Source organism: Enterovirga aerilata, assembly GCF_013044135.1.
Taxonomy (GTDB): Bacteria; Pseudomonadota; Alphaproteobacteria; order Rhizobiales; family Beijerinckiaceae; genus Enterovirga; species Enterovirga aerilata.
The window spans coordinates 628,481-643,940 of the sequence record NZ_JABEPP010000003.1 but is presented as its reverse complement, the minus strand read 5'-3'; the positions used below and the strand labels follow the sequence as shown (position 1 = coordinate 643,940).

The 15,460-nt window shown below is 68.1% G+C and carries 16 protein-coding genes; 1 reads left to right on the top strand and 15 read right to left on the bottom strand.

Translation table 11 applies throughout. From position 1 onward, the window contains the following. Positions 1-2: 2 nt before the first annotated feature. From HJG44_RS13240 to HJG44_RS13175, 14 genes are all read right to left on the bottom strand, one after another. Positions 3-1,244, bottom strand: coding sequence for an FAD-dependent oxidoreductase (locus HJG44_RS13240; RefSeq protein WP_430395060.1), 1,242 nt, complete (start codon positions 1,242-1,244; stop codon positions 3-5). A 119-nt stretch (positions 1,245-1,363) separates the two neighbouring features. Continuing rightward, on the bottom strand, positions 1,364-1,522 hold the full coding sequence (locus HJG44_RS24230; protein WP_346767153.1) for a c-type cytochrome: 159 nt from the start codon (positions 1,520-1,522) through the stop codon (positions 1,364-1,366). 146 nt (positions 1,523-1,668) lie between these two features. Beyond that, positions 1,669-3,858, bottom strand: a complete 2,190-nt coding sequence (locus HJG44_RS13230) for a xanthine dehydrogenase family protein molybdopterin-binding subunit (protein WP_171218807.1) — start codon at positions 3,856-3,858, stop codon at positions 1,669-1,671. Between the two features lie 10 nt (positions 3,859-3,868). Continuing rightward, positions 3,869-4,336 carry a (2Fe-2S)-binding protein gene (locus HJG44_RS13225; RefSeq protein ID WP_171218806.1) on the bottom strand — a complete coding sequence of 156 codons (468 nt, stop codon included), beginning with the start codon at positions 4,334-4,336 and terminating at the stop codon, positions 3,869-3,871. A 144-nt stretch (positions 4,337-4,480) separates the two neighbouring features. Continuing rightward, positions 4,481-4,864 carry a c-type cytochrome gene (locus HJG44_RS13220; RefSeq protein WP_171218805.1) on the bottom strand — a complete coding sequence of 128 codons (384 nt, stop codon included), beginning with the start codon at positions 4,862-4,864 and terminating at the stop codon, positions 4,481-4,483. Between the two features lie 86 nt (positions 4,865-4,950). After that, on the bottom strand, positions 4,951-5,403 hold the full coding sequence (locus tag HJG44_RS13215; protein ID WP_171218804.1) for a VOC family protein: 453 nt from the start codon (positions 5,401-5,403) through the stop codon (positions 4,951-4,953). After that, the gene (locus HJG44_RS13210) at positions 5,403-5,789 is read right to left on the bottom strand and encodes an SUF system Fe-S cluster assembly protein (protein ID WP_171218803.1); all 387 of its coding nucleotides are present in this window, start codon (positions 5,787-5,789) and stop codon (positions 5,403-5,405) included. Before HJG44_RS13210 ends, HJG44_RS13215 begins: the two co-directional genes overlap by 1 nt. A gap of 72 nt (positions 5,790-5,861) precedes the next feature. Beyond that, positions 5,862-7,100 carry a cysteine desulfurase gene (locus HJG44_RS13205; RefSeq protein WP_171218802.1) on the bottom strand — a complete coding sequence of 413 codons (1,239 nt, stop codon included), beginning with the start codon at positions 7,098-7,100 and terminating at the stop codon, positions 5,862-5,864. 103 nt (positions 7,101-7,203) lie between these two features. Next, a complete protein-coding gene (gene sufD / locus HJG44_RS13200; RefSeq protein WP_171218801.1) occupies positions 7,204-8,523 on the bottom strand; it encodes a Fe-S cluster assembly protein SufD in 1,320 nt (439 codons plus the stop codon). A 3-nt stretch (positions 8,524-8,526) separates the two neighbouring features. Then, positions 8,527-9,282 (bottom strand): Fe-S cluster assembly ATPase SufC, encoded by a 756-nt coding sequence (gene sufC / locus HJG44_RS13195; RefSeq protein ID WP_171218800.1) that lies wholly within the window; start codon positions 9,280-9,282, stop codon positions 8,527-8,529. Between the two features lie 17 nt (positions 9,283-9,299). Continuing rightward, entirely contained in the window at positions 9,300-9,605 is a 306-nt protein-coding gene (locus HJG44_RS13190; protein ID WP_171218799.1) for a hypothetical protein, read from the bottom strand. Next, positions 9,605-9,856 carry a hypothetical protein gene (locus HJG44_RS13185; protein WP_171218798.1) on the bottom strand — a complete coding sequence of 84 codons (252 nt, stop codon included), beginning with the start codon at positions 9,854-9,856 and terminating at the stop codon, positions 9,605-9,607. The genes HJG44_RS13190 and HJG44_RS13185 overlap by 1 nt, the downstream gene beginning before the upstream one ends. After that, positions 9,849-11,318, bottom strand: coding sequence for a Fe-S cluster assembly protein SufB (sufB, locus tag HJG44_RS13180; protein ID WP_171218797.1), 1,470 nt, complete (start codon positions 11,316-11,318; stop codon positions 9,849-9,851). Before sufB ends, HJG44_RS13185 begins: the two co-directional genes overlap by 8 nt. 61 nt (positions 11,319-11,379) lie before the next feature. Continuing rightward, entirely contained in the window at positions 11,380-12,549 is a 1,170-nt protein-coding gene (locus HJG44_RS13175; RefSeq protein WP_171218796.1) for a cysteine desulfurase family protein, read from the bottom strand. Between the two features lie 243 nt (positions 12,550-12,792). Here HJG44_RS13175 and HJG44_RS13170 point away from each other — a divergent pair, with 243 nt between their 5' ends. Next, positions 12,793-13,452: an alpha/beta hydrolase gene (locus tag HJG44_RS13170; RefSeq protein ID WP_171218795.1), complete on the top strand. Its 660-nt coding sequence runs from the start codon at positions 12,793-12,795 to the stop codon at positions 13,450-13,452. A 101-nt stretch (positions 13,453-13,553) separates the two neighbouring features. Here the strand turns inward: HJG44_RS13170 and aspS are convergent, their stop codons facing one another. Continuing rightward, positions 13,554-15,362, bottom strand: a complete 1,809-nt coding sequence (gene aspS / locus HJG44_RS13165) for an aspartate--tRNA ligase (RefSeq protein ID WP_171218794.1) — start codon at positions 15,360-15,362, stop codon at positions 13,554-13,556. Between the last annotated feature and the right edge of the window lie 98 nt (positions 15,363-15,460).

Below are 15,460 nucleotides of genomic sequence, written 5' to 3'. Positions count from 1 at the left end.
CCTCACCCGAAGACGTCTGCCGTGATCGTGCGGAACCAGGCTTCCGCATAGGCGGCCTCGAGCTCGCGCGTTTGCCGCGGCGCCTCGAGCGGACTCGTCCCGCCTGCGCCTTCCACATCGGCCAGAAGGCCGTTCCGCGGCCGGTACACGCCCGCGACCGAGATGCCGTATCCGGGCGCGACGAGGCTGTAGCAGGTATTGATCAGCTTCGGGGTCGCGGGCTCCTTGTCCGCGAGAAGATCGACCACCGCCGCGGCGCAGACCTTCGCCTGGGCATTCGCCGAAAAGGCGGATTTCGGCATCCCGCCCGCGATCGCGGAGTCGCCGATGACGTGGATGCCCGCCCTGAGCCGCGACTCGAAGGTCACCGGGTCGATCGGGCACCAGCCCGAGCGGTCGGCCACGCCCGCGATCTCCGCGATCCGCCCGGCCCGCTGCGGCGGGATCACGTTCGCGACCGCGGCCCCGTGCCGAGCGAAATCGGTGACGAGAGTGCGGGTGGCAGGCTCGACCGCCGTCACCTGCCCTCCGCCGGCGAGCCCCACCCATTCCAAACGATTCGAGTAAAGCTCCTTCCAGCCCTGCTCGAACAGACGCTGCTTGGAGAAGGTATCCTTGGCGTCGAGCACGAGGAGCTTCGAACGCGGCTTCCTGGTCTTGAGGAAATGCGCGATGAGGCTCGCGCGCTCATAGGGACCGGGCGGGCAGCGATAGGGATTGGGAGGCACGGAGATCACGACGGTCCCGCCATCCTCCATGGCCTCGAGCTGGCGCCGGAGCAGCAGCGTCTGCGACCCGGCCTTCCAGGCATGCGGCATCTGCTCGGCAGCGTCCTCGCCATAACCGGGCAGCGCGTCGAAGCGGAGCTCGATCCCGGGCGCGAGGACGAGCCGGTCATAGGAGAGTTGCGCCCCGTCCGCGAGCGTGACGCGGCGCGCCTCGGCATCGATGCGGGTCGCTGTGGCCTGAACGAGCTCGATGCCCTCGCGCCGGATCGCGTCGTAGCCGAAGAATTGACCTTCCAAGGGCCGCAACCCGGCGATCACCTCGTTGGAAAAGGGACACGCCACGTAGGTCGCGTTCGCCTCGACCAGGGTCACGTCGAGCCCGGCCCGCTTCAGCTCGCGCGCGGCCGTCGCGCCGCCGAACCCACCGCCGATCACGACGACCTTCGGCCGGGCCTGGGCGATCGCGGGGCGGGGGAGGATGGAGGCAAGTGACACGGCAGTGAGGCCGCCGAGCAACGCACGCCTTGTCGGAGAGCGCGAAGCTTGGGCGCGCGCCACCTTCTCCCCTTGCGGGAGAAAGTGGCCTGGCATAGCCGGGTCGGACGAGGGGAGGAGGACGTCCTGCAAGCGGGCCCTCACCTCTGCCCCTCCAGCCATTCGGCGATCGCGCGCGTCTCCTCGGGCGAGAAGCCGCGGGCGATCCGCGTCATCACGGTTCCCGAGCGCTCGCCGGCCCGGAAGGCGGCCATGAGGTCCGCTATCTCGGCCGCGGGCCGGCCGGCGATCCAAGGCACGGCCAGCCCTGCCGCGGGCCGGGAAGCATGGCATCCGCTGCACGAGGATGCCCCGGGCGGGGCGACCCGTCGCAGGCCGGACGCCTCCTGGGCCGCGGTCGCGAGCGGTATCGCGGCAACCGCGAAGGCCACCGGGAGGCAGCGCATCAGGCGCGGCGCAGATCCGCGTTCTTTACCGGGATCTGACGGACGCGCTTGCCCGTAGCAGCGAAGATCGCGTTCAGCACGGCGGGCGCAGCGACCGCGATCGTCGGCTCACCGACCCCGCCCCAGAACCCGCCGGACGGCATGACGATCGTTTCCACCTTGGGCATCTCGTCCAGCCGCATCACCGGGTAGCTGTCGAAGTTCTGCTCGACGATCCGCCCGTCCGCCACCGTGCACTCGCCATAGAGCGCGGCCGAGAGACCGTAGACGAAGGACCCCTCCACCTGCGCCTCGATCTGTTGCGGGTTCACCGCGTGGCCGGGGTCGGTCGCGGCCACGATGCGATGGATCTTCAGGCGTCCGGCATCGTCCACCGACACCTCCGCGACGGCTGCCGTGTAGCTGCCGAAGCCCATGATCTGCGCGATGCCGCGGCCGTGCCCGGCCGGCATCGGCTTGCCCCAGCCTGCCCGCTCCGCCACGGCATTCAGCACCCCGAGATGCTTGGGGTGGTTGGCCATCAGCTTGCGGCGGAACTCCAGCGGATCCTGCCCGGCCGCATGGGCCAGCTCGTCCATGAAGGATTCGAGATAGATGGCATTCGGATTGGTGTTCACGCCGCGCCAGAAGCCCGGCGGCACATGCGGATTGCGCATGGCATGGTCGATCAGGACGTTCGGGATCGTGTAGCCGATCGCCGCTTCCGCCCCGCCGGGATTGAGACCCTGGAAGGTGACCGGGTCGCGCCCGTTCTGCAGGTTCTGCGGCAGGAGCCCGGCCAGGATCGACTGGCCGGAGATGCGCATATGCACCCCGACGAGATTGCCCCTGTCGTCCAGCCCGCCGACCAGCTTGCATTGCGTGATCGGGTGATACTTGCCGTGCACCATGTCCTCTTCGCGCGACCAGATCAGCTTGATCGGCGTGCCCGGCATCTCCTTGGCGATCGCGACCACCTGGCGGACCCAGTCGTGCACCGCGCCGCGCCGGCCGAAGCCGCCGCCGAGGTGGATCTTGTGGACGTCGCATCTCAAGGCCGGCAGGCCGGCCGCCTCCGAGGCCGCTGCGAGCGCCGCCTCGCCGTTCTGGGTCGGCGTCCAGACCTCGCATCTGTCGGACGTCCAGACCGCGGTGGCGTTCATCACCTCCATCGTGGCGTGGTTCTGGAACGGGTAGCCGTACACGGCTTCCACCCGCTTCGCCGCTCCGGCGATCGCGGCCGCCGCGTCCCCGTTCCTGTTGCCGACGAAAGCTTCCTTGGCCTCGAGCCCCTCCTTCAGCATCGCCATGATGGTCTCGCTCGAGACCTTGGCGTTCGGGCCCTCGTCCCAGGTGACCGGAAGCGCGTCGAGCGCGGTCTTGGCGCGCCACCACGTGTCGGCGACGACCGCGACGGCGCTTTCGCCCACCCGGACGACCGCCTTCACGCCGGGCATGCCCTCGACGGCCTTCGCATCGTAGCTCGCCACCTTGCCGCCGAAGACGGGGCAATCCTTGATCGCCGCGTTCAGCATGCCGGGCAGCCTCAGGTCCATGCCGTAGACCTGCTTGCCGGTCAGCTTCTCCGCCGTATCGAGCCGCGGGACGGACTTGCCGGCGATCGTCCAGTCCTTCGGGTCCTTGAGCTGGACTTCTTTCGGCGGCTCGATCTTGGAGGCTGCCTCCGCCACCTTGCCGTAGCTCGTCGAGCGGCCGGAGGCGGGATGCGAGATCACGCCCTTCTCCACGCGGCATTCCGAGGCGGGCACGCCCCAGGCATTGGCGGCGGCCTGGACGAGCATGGTGCGAGCGGCGGCGCCGCCCTGGCGCATGTACTCCTGCGACTCGCGCACGCCGCGGCTGCCGCCCGTGGAGAAGTTGCCCCAGACGCGATTGCGCGCGAGGCTCTGGCCGGGCGTGGGATATTCGGTCGTCACCTTCGACCAGTCGCATTCCAGCTCCTCCGCCACGGGCTGAGCGAGGCCGGTCAGCGTCCCCTGCCCCATCTCGGAACGCGCGATCCGGATGACGACCGTCTCGTCCGGGCGGATGACGACCCAGGCATTCACCTCCGGCGTCGAAGCGGCTGCGCTCTGCGCCGCGGCGTCGAAGGGGACGTGGAAGCCGAGGCCGAGCCCGCCGGCCACGGCGGCGCTGCGGGCGATGAAATCGCGGCGGGACAGTGCGGAGGCGGATTGCTGCTCGGTCATGTCGCCCTCCTCAGCCGCGGCCGGCTTCGCCGCCCTCGGCGGCGAGCTTCACGCCCGCCAGAACCCGGTTGTAGGTCCCGCAGCGGCAGATATTGGTGATCTCGGAGCGGATCTGCTCCTCCGTCGGCTTCGGGTTCTGCGCCAGCAGCGCTGACGCCGCCATGATCATGCCGGGCTGGCAGAAGCCGCATTGCGGCACGTCGAGCGCGAGCCAGGCCTTCTGGACGGGGTGCGAGCCGTCGGGTGAGAGACCCTCGATCGTGACGATCTTCTGCTCCTCGGCGACCGCCGAGACCGGGAGCGCGCAGGAGCGGACAGCCGCCCCGTCGATGTGAACCGTACAGGCCCCGCACTGGGCGATGCCGCAGCCGTATTTCGTGCCGGTCAGCCCGATCTGCTCCCGGATGACCCAGAGGAGGGGCGTGTCGGGCTCCACCTCGATGTCCCGGACGGTCCCGTTGACGTTCAGGCGCGGCATCGATCCCTCCCCGTTCGGGGGAGATCATCGATTGGAATTGGACGAAGTCAAATCCGAGTTGCGGCAATTCGGCGGCAGAGGGTGCGCCTGCCGCGCCTCACGCCGACGTGATCGGCCCGCCTTCGGGTTGCGCGGCGACTTGACCTACTGCTGCTTCTTCCCGGAGGCGTCGAACTGCTTCAGGTAGGCGATCAGGTCCGTGATCCGCTGCTCGTCCTTGAGACCCGCATAGATCATCTTGGTGCCCGGCATCTTGGCGCGCGGATCCTTGATGTATTCCCGGAAGGTGGCCTCGTCCCAGGTCAGGCCGGAATTCTTGTTGGCGGGCGAGTAGCTGTAGCCCTCAACCGTACCGGCCTTGCGACCGAACAGCCCGTTCAGGACCGGACCGACGATATTTCTGGCCGTCTCGCCGACCTGATGGCAGGCGCGACACTGCGCGAAGACGCGCTCGCCCGCAGCAACGTCCTGCGCCCGGGCGGAAGAGGCGCCGAGCAGCACGAGGGCGAGCGTAGGGAGGATTCGCATGGAGACTCCTGGTCTTGAGTTCCCGGCCGGGCAATGGACCGGAGCCCACAACGGTTCCCTGCCAGGCGGACGCCGACGCCCGACCCTCATGCCCGGTAGTTCGGCCAGAGTCCCGGCGTTGCGAGTTCGAGAAGATGGCCGTCCGGATCGCGGAAATAGACGCTCGTGCCGCCTTGCGGCCAGTCCGTCCGACCCTCGACCGGGATGCCATAAGCGGCGAGATGGCGCTCCCAGGCGGCAAGGTCATCCGCCGCCACGGCAAGCGCGATGTGGATCGGGCCGTGCCCGTCATGCGGCGGGATGGTGCCGCCCGGCATGGTCGCGGTCGTGAGCGTCGACCCCCGGCGGAAGAGCAGCAGCACGCTGCGCGGGCCGGCATCGTAGGCGGCGAGCCGCTCGTCGCGGAAGATCGGCCTCAGGCCTAGAACATCCTGGTAGAACGCGGACGCGCCAGAGAGATCATCGACGTAGAGCGCCGTCTCGAGCACGCCCGAGATCGGCGGCGGGGCTCCGCCCTCGCCTTGGCGCCCCGTCGGCATCACCACATGTCGAGCGCGATGCGGGCCTCGTCCGACATGCGGCTCTGATCCCATGGCGGATCGAACACCATGTTGACCTTCACGTCCCGGACGCCGGGCACGGCCGAGACGGCGTTCTCCACCCAGACCGGCATCTCGCCCGCGACCGGGCAGCCGGGCGCCGTGAGCGTCATATCGATGGTGACCGCCCGGTCGTCGGCGATATCGACGCGATAGATCAGGCCGAGCTCGTAGATGTCGGCCGGGATCTCGGGGTCGTAGACGGTCTTCAGCGCCGCCACGATGTCGTCCGTCATGCGGTCGAGCTCCTCGGCCGGAAGCGCGGAGGGCTGCGCCATCGCGGGCGCGTTCGGGGCCGCAGCCTCGATCGGGGTACCGTCGCTCATGTCGTCACCAAAACGGTCAGGTGCCTGGCACCGGTGCGGCGGAAGATAGGTCCGCCGCCTGGAAAAGACCACTCAGCCGAACAGCGCCTCGGCCTTCTGCAGGGCTTCGGCGAGCTTATCGACCTCCTCCATCGTGTTGTAGAGGCCGAAGGAGGCGCGGCAGGTCGAGGTCGCGCCGAAGCGATCGAGCAGCGGCATGGCGCAATGCGTCCCAGCCCGCACGGCGACGCCCTGCCGGTCGATCACGGTCGCAACGTCATGCGCATGGGCGCCCTGCATCTCGAAGGAGAGGATCGGGCCCTTGCCTTTGGCCCTGCCGATGATCCGGATCGAGTTCATGGCGGACAGACGCTCATGCGCGTAGGCCGAGAGCCGCTCCTCGTGCGCACGGATGTTCGAACGCCCGACCCGCTCCATGAAGCGGAGCGCGGCCCCGAGCCCCACCGCCTCCACGATCGCCGGCGTGCCGGCCTCGAACCGGTGCGGCGGGTCGCCATAGGTGACCTCGCCGCAGGCGACTGTCTTGATCATCTCGCCGCCCCCCTGATAGGGCGGCAGCCGCTCCAGCCATTCGCGCTTGCCGTAGAGCACCCCGATGCCGGTCGGGCCGTACACCTTGTGGCCGGTGAAGACGTAGAAGTCGGCGTCGAGCTCGCGCACGTCCACGTCGAGATGCACGGCGCCCTGCGCCCCGTCGACCAGGACCGGCACGCCATGCGCATGGGCGATGCGGATGATGTCCGCAATCGGCGTCACGGTGCCGAGCACGTTCGACATATGCGTGATGGCGACGAGCCTGGTCCGCGCTGAGAACAGCTTCTCGAACTCCTCGAGCAGGAAGTTGCCCTCGTCGTCCACCGGTGCCCATTGCAGCACGGCGCCCTTCCGCTCGCGGAGGAAGTGCCAGGGAACGATATTGGAATGGTGCTCCATGATGGAGAGGATGATCTCGTCCCCCTCCCCGATCATGGACTGTCCCATGCTGTTGGCGACGAGGTTGTAGGCCTCCGTCGCCGACTTGGTGAACACGATCTCGTCGACGGAGCCGGCGTTCAGGAAGGCCCGCACGCTCTCACGCGCCGCCTCGAAGGCGTCGGTCGCGGCATTCGCCATGTAGTGAAGGCCGCGATGGACGTTGGCGTAGCCCGTCTCCATGGTGGAGACCATCGCGTCGATGACCTCGCGCGGCTTCTGCGCCGAGGCGGCATTGTCCAGATAGACGAGGGGCTTGCCGTAGACCCTCTGCGCCAGGATCGGGAACTCAGCCCGAAGCGCCTCGACGTCGTAGGGCGGTAGGAAGGGTGCGTTCATCTTGTCATGGCTGGGCCTTGCCCGGCCACCCCGATTAGATGTGCTTCGAACGTCTCCGATCGGGATGGCCGGGCCAAGCCCGGCCATGACACCGGAGCATTGCTCAGTGCCTGGCCTGCAGCCAGCCTTCGACCACCTCCACCAGGGCGTCGTGCACGGCCTCGTTCTCGACCGTTTCGACCGCCTGGCCAAGGAAGGCCTGGAGCAGGAGGCTTTCGGCCTCCGCCGCGGGCAAGCCGCGGCTGCGCAGATAGAACAGGAGATCCTCGTCGAGCGCGCCGCAGGTCGCGCCGTGGCCGCAGACCACGTCGTCGGCGAAGATCTCGAGCTCGGGCTTGTTGTTCATCGTCGCGCGCTCCGACAGGAGGAGCGCGTCCGACTTCATGCCGCCGTCGGTCTTCTGCGCATCCGGACGGACGATGATCTTGCCCTGGAAGATGCCCGTCGCCTCGTCGTCGATCACCGTCTTGTAGAGCTCGCGGCTCGTGCAATGCGGGACGGCATGGTCGACGAGGAGCGTGGCATCCGCGTGCTGGCGTCCGCGCAGCAGGTTCGCGCCGTCGATCCGCGCGGTGGAATTCTCGCCCGCGAAGGTCACGAAGACCTGGTGGCGCGAGACCTGCGCGCCGCTCACGACGTTGATGGTGTTGAAGGACACCTCCGCCCCGAGCCGCGCGGTCAACGTCGATAGCGCCAGCGCGTCGCGCCCCTCCGCGTTCAGCCGGACGTGCCGGACCCGCGCGCGGTCGCCGACCACGAACTCGATCACGTCGTTCGGCTGGCAGGCGAGCCCGTCCGGTCCTTCGTGCGATTCGAGCACCGTCACGGACGCGCCTTCCTCCACCACGACGAGGACGCGGGTGGCTGTCGCGAAGGCCTGGCTGCCGGAATTGACGAAGCGCAGATGGAGCGGCTGCTCCACGGCCGTGCCGGCCGGGATCCGGATCACCGCGCCGTCCGCCATGAAGGCGGTGTTCAGCTCGTAGACCGGGTTGCCGCGGGCTGCCTCGACCGCGCCCAGCCAGCCGAGAAGCGCGTGCCCCCTCGCCAGCGCCTCGTTCATGGACGCGACCTCGACGCCGGCCGGAAAGGCAGTGGCCTCGGACAGCTCGGTCGCCACATGCCCGTTCACGATCGTGAGGCGGGCAGCGGCAAGACCGGTGAAGGCTTTCGCATGGTTGAAGGCGACCGCGAGCTCGGCCGAGCCGGGCTTTTCGGCGAAGGGCGCCGCCTCGCGCAGAAGCGCCCGCAGGTCGGTGTACTTGAACTCCTCGATGCGCCTGTGCGGCAGGCCGCGCTCGGCGAAGCCGGCCATCGCGGTCTCGCGGACCGACAGGTCGCCCGGGAGCGACCCCTTGAGGCTCTCGAAGAGCTGGGCGAGGCCGGTCTCGGCCGGCGTCTTCATGATGGTGATATCGGCCATGGCTTACGCCGCCTCGGCCTGCTGCCGGTAATCGGCATAGCCGTTCGCCTCGAGCTCGAGCGCGAGTTCCTTGCCGCCGGAGCGGACGATGCGGCCGCTCGACATGACGTGCACGGTGTCGGGCACGATATGGTTCAGGAGCCGCTGGTAGTGCGTGATTACCAGGAAGGAGCGGTCGGGCGAGCGAAGCGCGTTGACACCCTCCGACACGATGCGGAGCGCGTCGATGTCGAGGCCGGAATCGGTCTCGTCCAGGATGCAGAACTTCGGCTCGAGCAGAGCCATCTGCAGGATCTCCATCCGCTTCTTCTCGCCGCCCGAGAAGCCGACATTGAGCGCGCGCTTCAGGAAGTCACGGCTGATCTCGAGCTTCTCGCCGACCGCGTTGACGCGCTTCATCAGCTCGGGCGTGGTCAGCTCGGGCTCCCCGCGTGCCTTGCGTTGCGCGTTGAGCGCCGCCTTCAGGAAGGTCATCGTGCCCACGCCCGGGATCTCGAGCGGATACTGGAAGGCGAGGAACACCCCGGCGGCTGCGCGCTGGTCCGGCTCCATCTCCAGCAGGTTCTGCCCGTCCAGCACGATCTCGCCGTCCAGGACCTCGTAGTCCTCCTTGCCCGCGATGACGTAGGACAGTGTCGACTTGCCGGAGCCGTTCGGCCCCATGATCGCGGCCACCTCACCGTCGTGCACGGTCAGGTTCAAGCCGTTCAGTATGCGGTTGTCCTCGATCTGGACGACCAGGTTTCGGATCTCGAGCATATCTCTTCTTTCTTCGTTCAGATCGCCGCGAAGGCCCGGATCTCTTCGACGAGCCCGTCGAGATCGCGTTCCTGGCCGCCGCCGGCATCAAGGAGATTGGTGGAGCCGCTCGCGGCGGCATTCTCGGACAGCCTGAAGAGGTTCGGCCCGACGCGGCGGACGAGCAGCCGACGCGTCTCCCCGGCGACGATCACGAGATCGTCCTCCTCGCGGAAGACCGAAAGGTCCGGAAAGGCCTGCTCGATCACGCGGTCCAGCTCGGCCGCGGGCCTGCCATCCCCGAGAGCGGCCGAGATCGCGTCCCTGAAGTGGTGTTCGCTCATCAATGGGTGCTCCCCGGCGCGCCCGCGAGGACCGCCTGGAACTTCGCACGCAGCCTCCGCTCGCGGGCGTCGAGCTCGGCGTGGCGGTGGCGCGTCCTGTCCAGCACCTCGCGCAGATGCCCGACCTGAAGGTCGTGCCGGGCGAACTCGGCCATCCTGGATTCCGCCAGCGCGATCTCCTCGGCCATCTCGTCCAGCTCCTGGCGCGTGATGTCGAACTCGCGGCGGAGTTCCTCGGCTTCGCTAGCCAACGGAGCCCTCCAGCGAAATCGAGATGAGCTTCTGCGCCTCGACCGCGAACTCCATCGGGAGCTGCTGCAGCACGTCCTTGACGAAGCCGTTGACGATGAGCGCGACCGCCTCCTCCTCGCCGAGGCCCCGCTGCATACAGTAGAACATCTGGTCCTCGGAGATCTTCGAGGTCGTCGCCTCGTGCTCGAAGACGGCGGTCGAGTTGTTCGACTCCAAATACGGGACAGTATGAGCCCCGCACTGGTTGCCGATGAGGAGCGAGTCGCAGTTCGTGAAGTTGCGCGCCCCTGTCGCACGGCGATGGGCCGAGACGAGGCCCCGGTAGGTATTGTCCGACTTGCCCGCGGCGATGCCCTTCGAGATGACCCGGCTCGTCGTGTTCTTGCCGAGGTGGATCATCTTGGTGCCGGAATCGACCTGCTGCCGGCCGTTGGAGATCGCGATCGAGTAGAACTCGCCGCGCGAGCCGTCGCCGCGCAGGATGCAGGACGGGTACTTCCAGGTGATGGCGGAGCCCGTCTCCACCTGCGTCCACGTGATGACCGAGTTCCTGCCCCGGCAGTCGCCGCGCTTGGTGACGAAGTTGAAGATGCCGCCCTTCCCTTCGCTGTCGCCCGGGTACCAGTTCTGGACGGTCGAATACTTGATCTCGGCATCGTCCAGCGCGATCAGCTCGACGACGGCAGCATGGAGCTGGTTCTCGTCCCGGCGCGGAGCCGTGCAGCCCTCCAGATACGAGACGTAGGATCCCTTGTCCGCGATGATGAGCGTCCGCTCGAACTGGCCGGTATTGCGCTCGTTGATGCGGAAATAGGTCGACAGCTCCATCGGACAGCGCACGCCCGGCGGCACGTAGACGAAGGACCCGTCAGAGAAGACGGCCGAATTCAGTGTCGCGAAGAAGTTGTCGGTGACCGGCACGACCGACCCGAGGTACTTCCGCACGAGCTCGGGATGCTCGCGGATCGCCTCGGAGATGGGCATGAAGATGACGCCGGCCTTGGCGAGCTCGGCCTTGAAGGTCGTGGCCACCGAGACCGAGTCGAATACCGCATCCACCGCCACGTTCGGACGCTGGATGCCCTCGAGCATCTCGACCTCGCGCAGCGGGATGCCGAGCTTCTCGTAGGTCTTCAGGATCTCGGGATCGAGTTCGTCGATCGAGGTCGGGCCCGTCATCCCCTTCGGGGCGGCATAGTAGTAGAGTTCGTCGTAGTCGATGGGCGGGTACTGGACGCGCGCCCAGCGCGGCTCGCGCATGGTGAGCCAGCGCCGGTAGGCGTCGAGGCGCCACTCGGTCATCCATTCGGGCTCGTCCTTCTTCTTCGAGATGAACCGGACGATGTCCTCGGAGAGACCCTTCGGGGCCTTCTCCATCTCGATGGTGGTCTCGAACCCGTACTTGTACTGATCGACATCGATCAGCTTCACCCGATCGATCGTCTCCTGCACTGCAGGCATCGCTGTCTCCCAAAGCCGGCCCCGCGCGGGACCGGGCAATCCAAGCCGAATTTGATCTAGATCAAGCCGCGCGCGCCCGTCCCGGCTCATATAGGCGGCGCAGCAGAGTTTCGAAGGCCCGCGCGAAGCCGAGCACGTCGTCCTCTCGGGAATTCCAGCCGAAGCTCACCCGGATGGCGCCGCGCGCAAGGGCATCGGGCACGCCCATGGCGGCGAGCACATGCGAGCGGCCGACCTTCCCCGAAGAGCAGGCCGAGCCTGAGGACACCGCGATCCCGGCGAGGTCAAGCGCCATGAGCGCCGTTTCGGCCGACAATCCGGGAACCGCGAAGGCGAGCGTATTGGGAAGCCGATCCGCTCCTTCCCCGAAGACGACCGCATCGGGGGCGAGCCGCCGAACCTCCTGCTCGGCGCAGTCGCGCAGCCTCCGCTGCCGTGCGCCTTCGGCCGCGAGGTCCCGCGCCGCCATCTCGGCCGCAACCCCGAAGCCGACGATGCCGGCCAGGTTCTCCGTACCGGCGCGTGCGCGGCTTTCCTGGCCGCCACCCCGGACGAGGGGCAGGTTCGGCCCGGCCCGCCCCGGCCGAAAGACGAGAGCCCCGATCCCCGCCGGCGCCCCGAGCTTGTGCCCGGAGAGCGTCAGGGCGTCGAGGCCGAACGTCGCCATGTCCAGCGGCATCCGCCCGGCCGCCTGGACGGCATCCGCATGCGCGATGCCGCCGCGGGCCCGGACGAGCGCCGCCGCCTCCGCCACCGGCTGGATCACGCCCGTCTCACTGTTCGCGACTTGGAGCGAGAACAGAGCCGGCTGCCCGACCGCACCGTCCAACATGGCCTCGAGCGCGGCAAGATCCACGCGCCCGGTCCGATCGACGGGGATCGCCTCGATCTGTCCGAAGCCGTGGCCCTGGAGGACGGAAGGGTGCTCGGCCGCGCCGCAGGCGAACCGCTCGGCAGGCTGCCCGGCCGCATTGCGGAGGGCACCCGGCCGCAGGGCCATGTTGTTCGCCTCGGTGCCGCCGCTGGTAAAGACGACATCCTCCGGCCGCGCGCCGACGAGGGCCGCCACCTGCGCGCGCGCATGCTCGACCAGTGCACGCGCCGCCCGCCCCTCGGCATGGACCGAAGAGGGATTGCCTCCACAGGCGAGCGCCTCGCCGACCGCCGAGAGCACCTCGGGGCGGATCGGCGAAGTCGCGTTATGGTCCAGGTAGATCCGGGCCGCAGCCATGCCTCAGGTCTCTCCCAGCCAGGCAGCAAGGCGCGCGAGAGCCTTGCAATTCGCCCCGCTGGACGTGATATTCTCTTGTGGTACGACACCGTCGCATCCGGCATGCGAGATGTCCACGATTCGTTCTTGTCTTAGAATATTTCTAAACTCGTGTACGGCCCCATATGGTCGGAGTCAAGCGCGCCGCTGATCGGCTCGCGCAGCACAGCACCCGACCCCGCCTCGCCAGAAGGTTCATCGCGCATGCCTGAAGTCACGTTCACGGGCCCCGCCGGTCGTATCGAGGGGCGCTACCAGCCCGCCAAGCAGAAGGGAGCGCCGATCGGCATCGTGCTCCATCCGCATCCCCAGTTCGGCGGCACGATGAACAACCAGATCGTGTACAACCTGTTCTACGGCTTCGTGAACCGGGGCTTCTCGACGCTGCGCTTCAACTTCCGCGGCGTCGGGCGGAGCCAGGGCTCCTTCGACCATGGCGCGGGCGAGCTCTCGGACGCCGCCGCAGCGCTGGACTGGGCGCAGGCGATGAACCCGGACGCGCGCACCTGCTGGATCGCGGGCGTGTCGTTCGGCGCATGGATCGGGATGCAGCTCCTGATGCGCCGCCCGGAGATCGAGGGCTTCATCTCGATCGCCGCCCCGGCGAACCGTTTCGACTTCACATTCCTCGCGCCCTGCCCCTCCTCGGGCCTGTTCGTGCACGGCTCGGAGGACCGCGTGGCCCCGCAGAAGGAGGTGATGGCGGTCATCGAGAAGGTGAAGACCCAGCGCGGGATCCAGCTCGAGCACCAGATCGTCGAGGGCGCCAACCACTTCTTCGACGGCAAGATCGAGGAGCTGATGGCGACGGTCGATGCCTATCTCGACAAGCGTCTCGGCAAGAGGGAAGAGCAGGCCGCCTGAGCCATTCTCGCCTGGGATGATCCTCCGAGGCTTGGGAGGCGAACCGGAGCCGCCCTCCAGAACCTCGGATAGACGACCTCCCTGGCGGCGATCGCCCGGACCTACTTCTGCGGCAGGTTCAGGCGGATATGCAGCTCCCGGAGCTGCTTGGGCGTCGGCTCGGACGGCGCGCCCATCAGGAGATCCTCGGCCCTCTGGTTCATCGGGAAGAGCGTCACCTCGCGCAGGTTGATGGCGCCGCAGACGAGCATCACGATGCGGTCGATCCCGGCCGCCAGCCCGCCATGCGGCGGGGCGCCGTACTGGAAGGCGCGCAGCATGCCGCCGAACCGCTGCTCCAGCACCGCCTCGGGGTAGCCCGCCACCGCGAAGGCCTGCTTCATGATGTCGGGCCGGTGATTGCGGATGGCGCCCGAGACGATCTCGTAACCGTTGCAGACGGCGTCGTACTGAAAGGCGGTCAGCTTCAGCATCGCGTCCCTATCCGTGACGTCCATCTCCAGAAACGCCTCGGGATCGACATTCGGCATCGAGAACGGATTATGGGAGAACTCGATCTTCTTCTCCTCGTCGTCCCACTCGTACATCGGGAAATCGGTGATCCAGGCGAGCGCGAACTGGTCCCGGTCGACGAGGTCGAGCTCCTCGCCGATGCGTAGCCGCGCCTTGCCGGCGAGGCCGGCGGCCTTGGCCTCCTCGCCCGCCGCGAAGAAGATCGCGTCGCCCGCCCCGACGCCGGCGCGGAGGCAGATGCGCGCGAGCGCGTCCTCGGGCACGAACTTCGCGATCGGACCGCGGCCGACGACCTTCTCGTCCTCATCCGCCAGGATGATGTAGCCCAGCCCGGCCGCGCCCTCGCCCCGTGCCCAATCGTTGAGCTTGTCGAAGAACGAACGCGGCTGCGCGCCGGCGCCCGGCGCCGGGATGGCCCGCACGACGCCGCCCGCCCTGATCACGTTCTTGAAGGCGTTGAAGGTGACGCTCTCCTCGGCGAACTCGGCCGTGACGTCCGCGATGACGAGCGGGTTGCGTAGGTCCGGCTTGTCCGAGCCGTATCTGAGCATCGCCTCCCGGTAGGGGATGCGCGGGAACTCGCCCGTCACGCGCTTGCCGTCGGCGAAGTCCTCGAAGACGCCGCGGAGCACCGGCTCCAGCGTCCGGAAGACGTCCTCCTGCGTGACGAAGCTCATCTCGCAGTCGAGCTGATAGAACTCGCCGGGCAGGCGGTCGGCGCGGGGATCCTCGTCGCGGAAGCAGGGCGCGATCTGGAAGTATCGATCGAAGCCCGCGACCATCAGGAGCTGCTTGAACTGCTGCGGCGCCTGCGGCAGCGCATAGAACTTGCCGGGATGGAGCCGCGACGGCACCAGGAAGTCGCGCGCCCCTTCCGGCGAGGAGGCCGTGAGGATCGGGGTCTGGAACTCGAAGAAGCCCTGCTCCTTCATGCGCCGGCGCAGCGAGTCGATCACCTGGCCGCGGCGCATGATGTTGGCGTGCAGCTTCTCCCGGCGCAGATCCAGGAAGCGGTATCGGAGACGGACGTCCTCCGGATATTCCTGCTCGCCGAAGACGGGAAGCGGAAGCTCGCCGGCGGGGCCGAGCACCTCCATGTCGGTCACGTACAGCTCGATCCCGCCCGTCGGCAGGTCGGGATTGGCCGTCCCCTCCGGCCGCTGCCGCACGCGTCCGTCGACGCGCACCACCCATTCCGACCGGACCTCGTTGGCGAGCCTGAAGGCAGCCGAGTCCGGATCCACCACGCATTGCGTGAGGCCGTAATGGTCCCTGAGGTCGATGAAGAGCACGCCGCCATGGTCGCGGATGCGGTGGCACCAGCCGGACAGGCGGACATTCTGGCCGATGTCGGACGGGCGGAGGGCGCCGCAGGTGTGACTGCGATAACGGTGCATGACGGTTCCTCGGGAAGCCGCGCACCATTCATGGGGTCCGGGCCTTGTCAAGCCGTCGAGCGCACGCCCCCGCAACGCCGTTCGGTTCCCTCCCACGG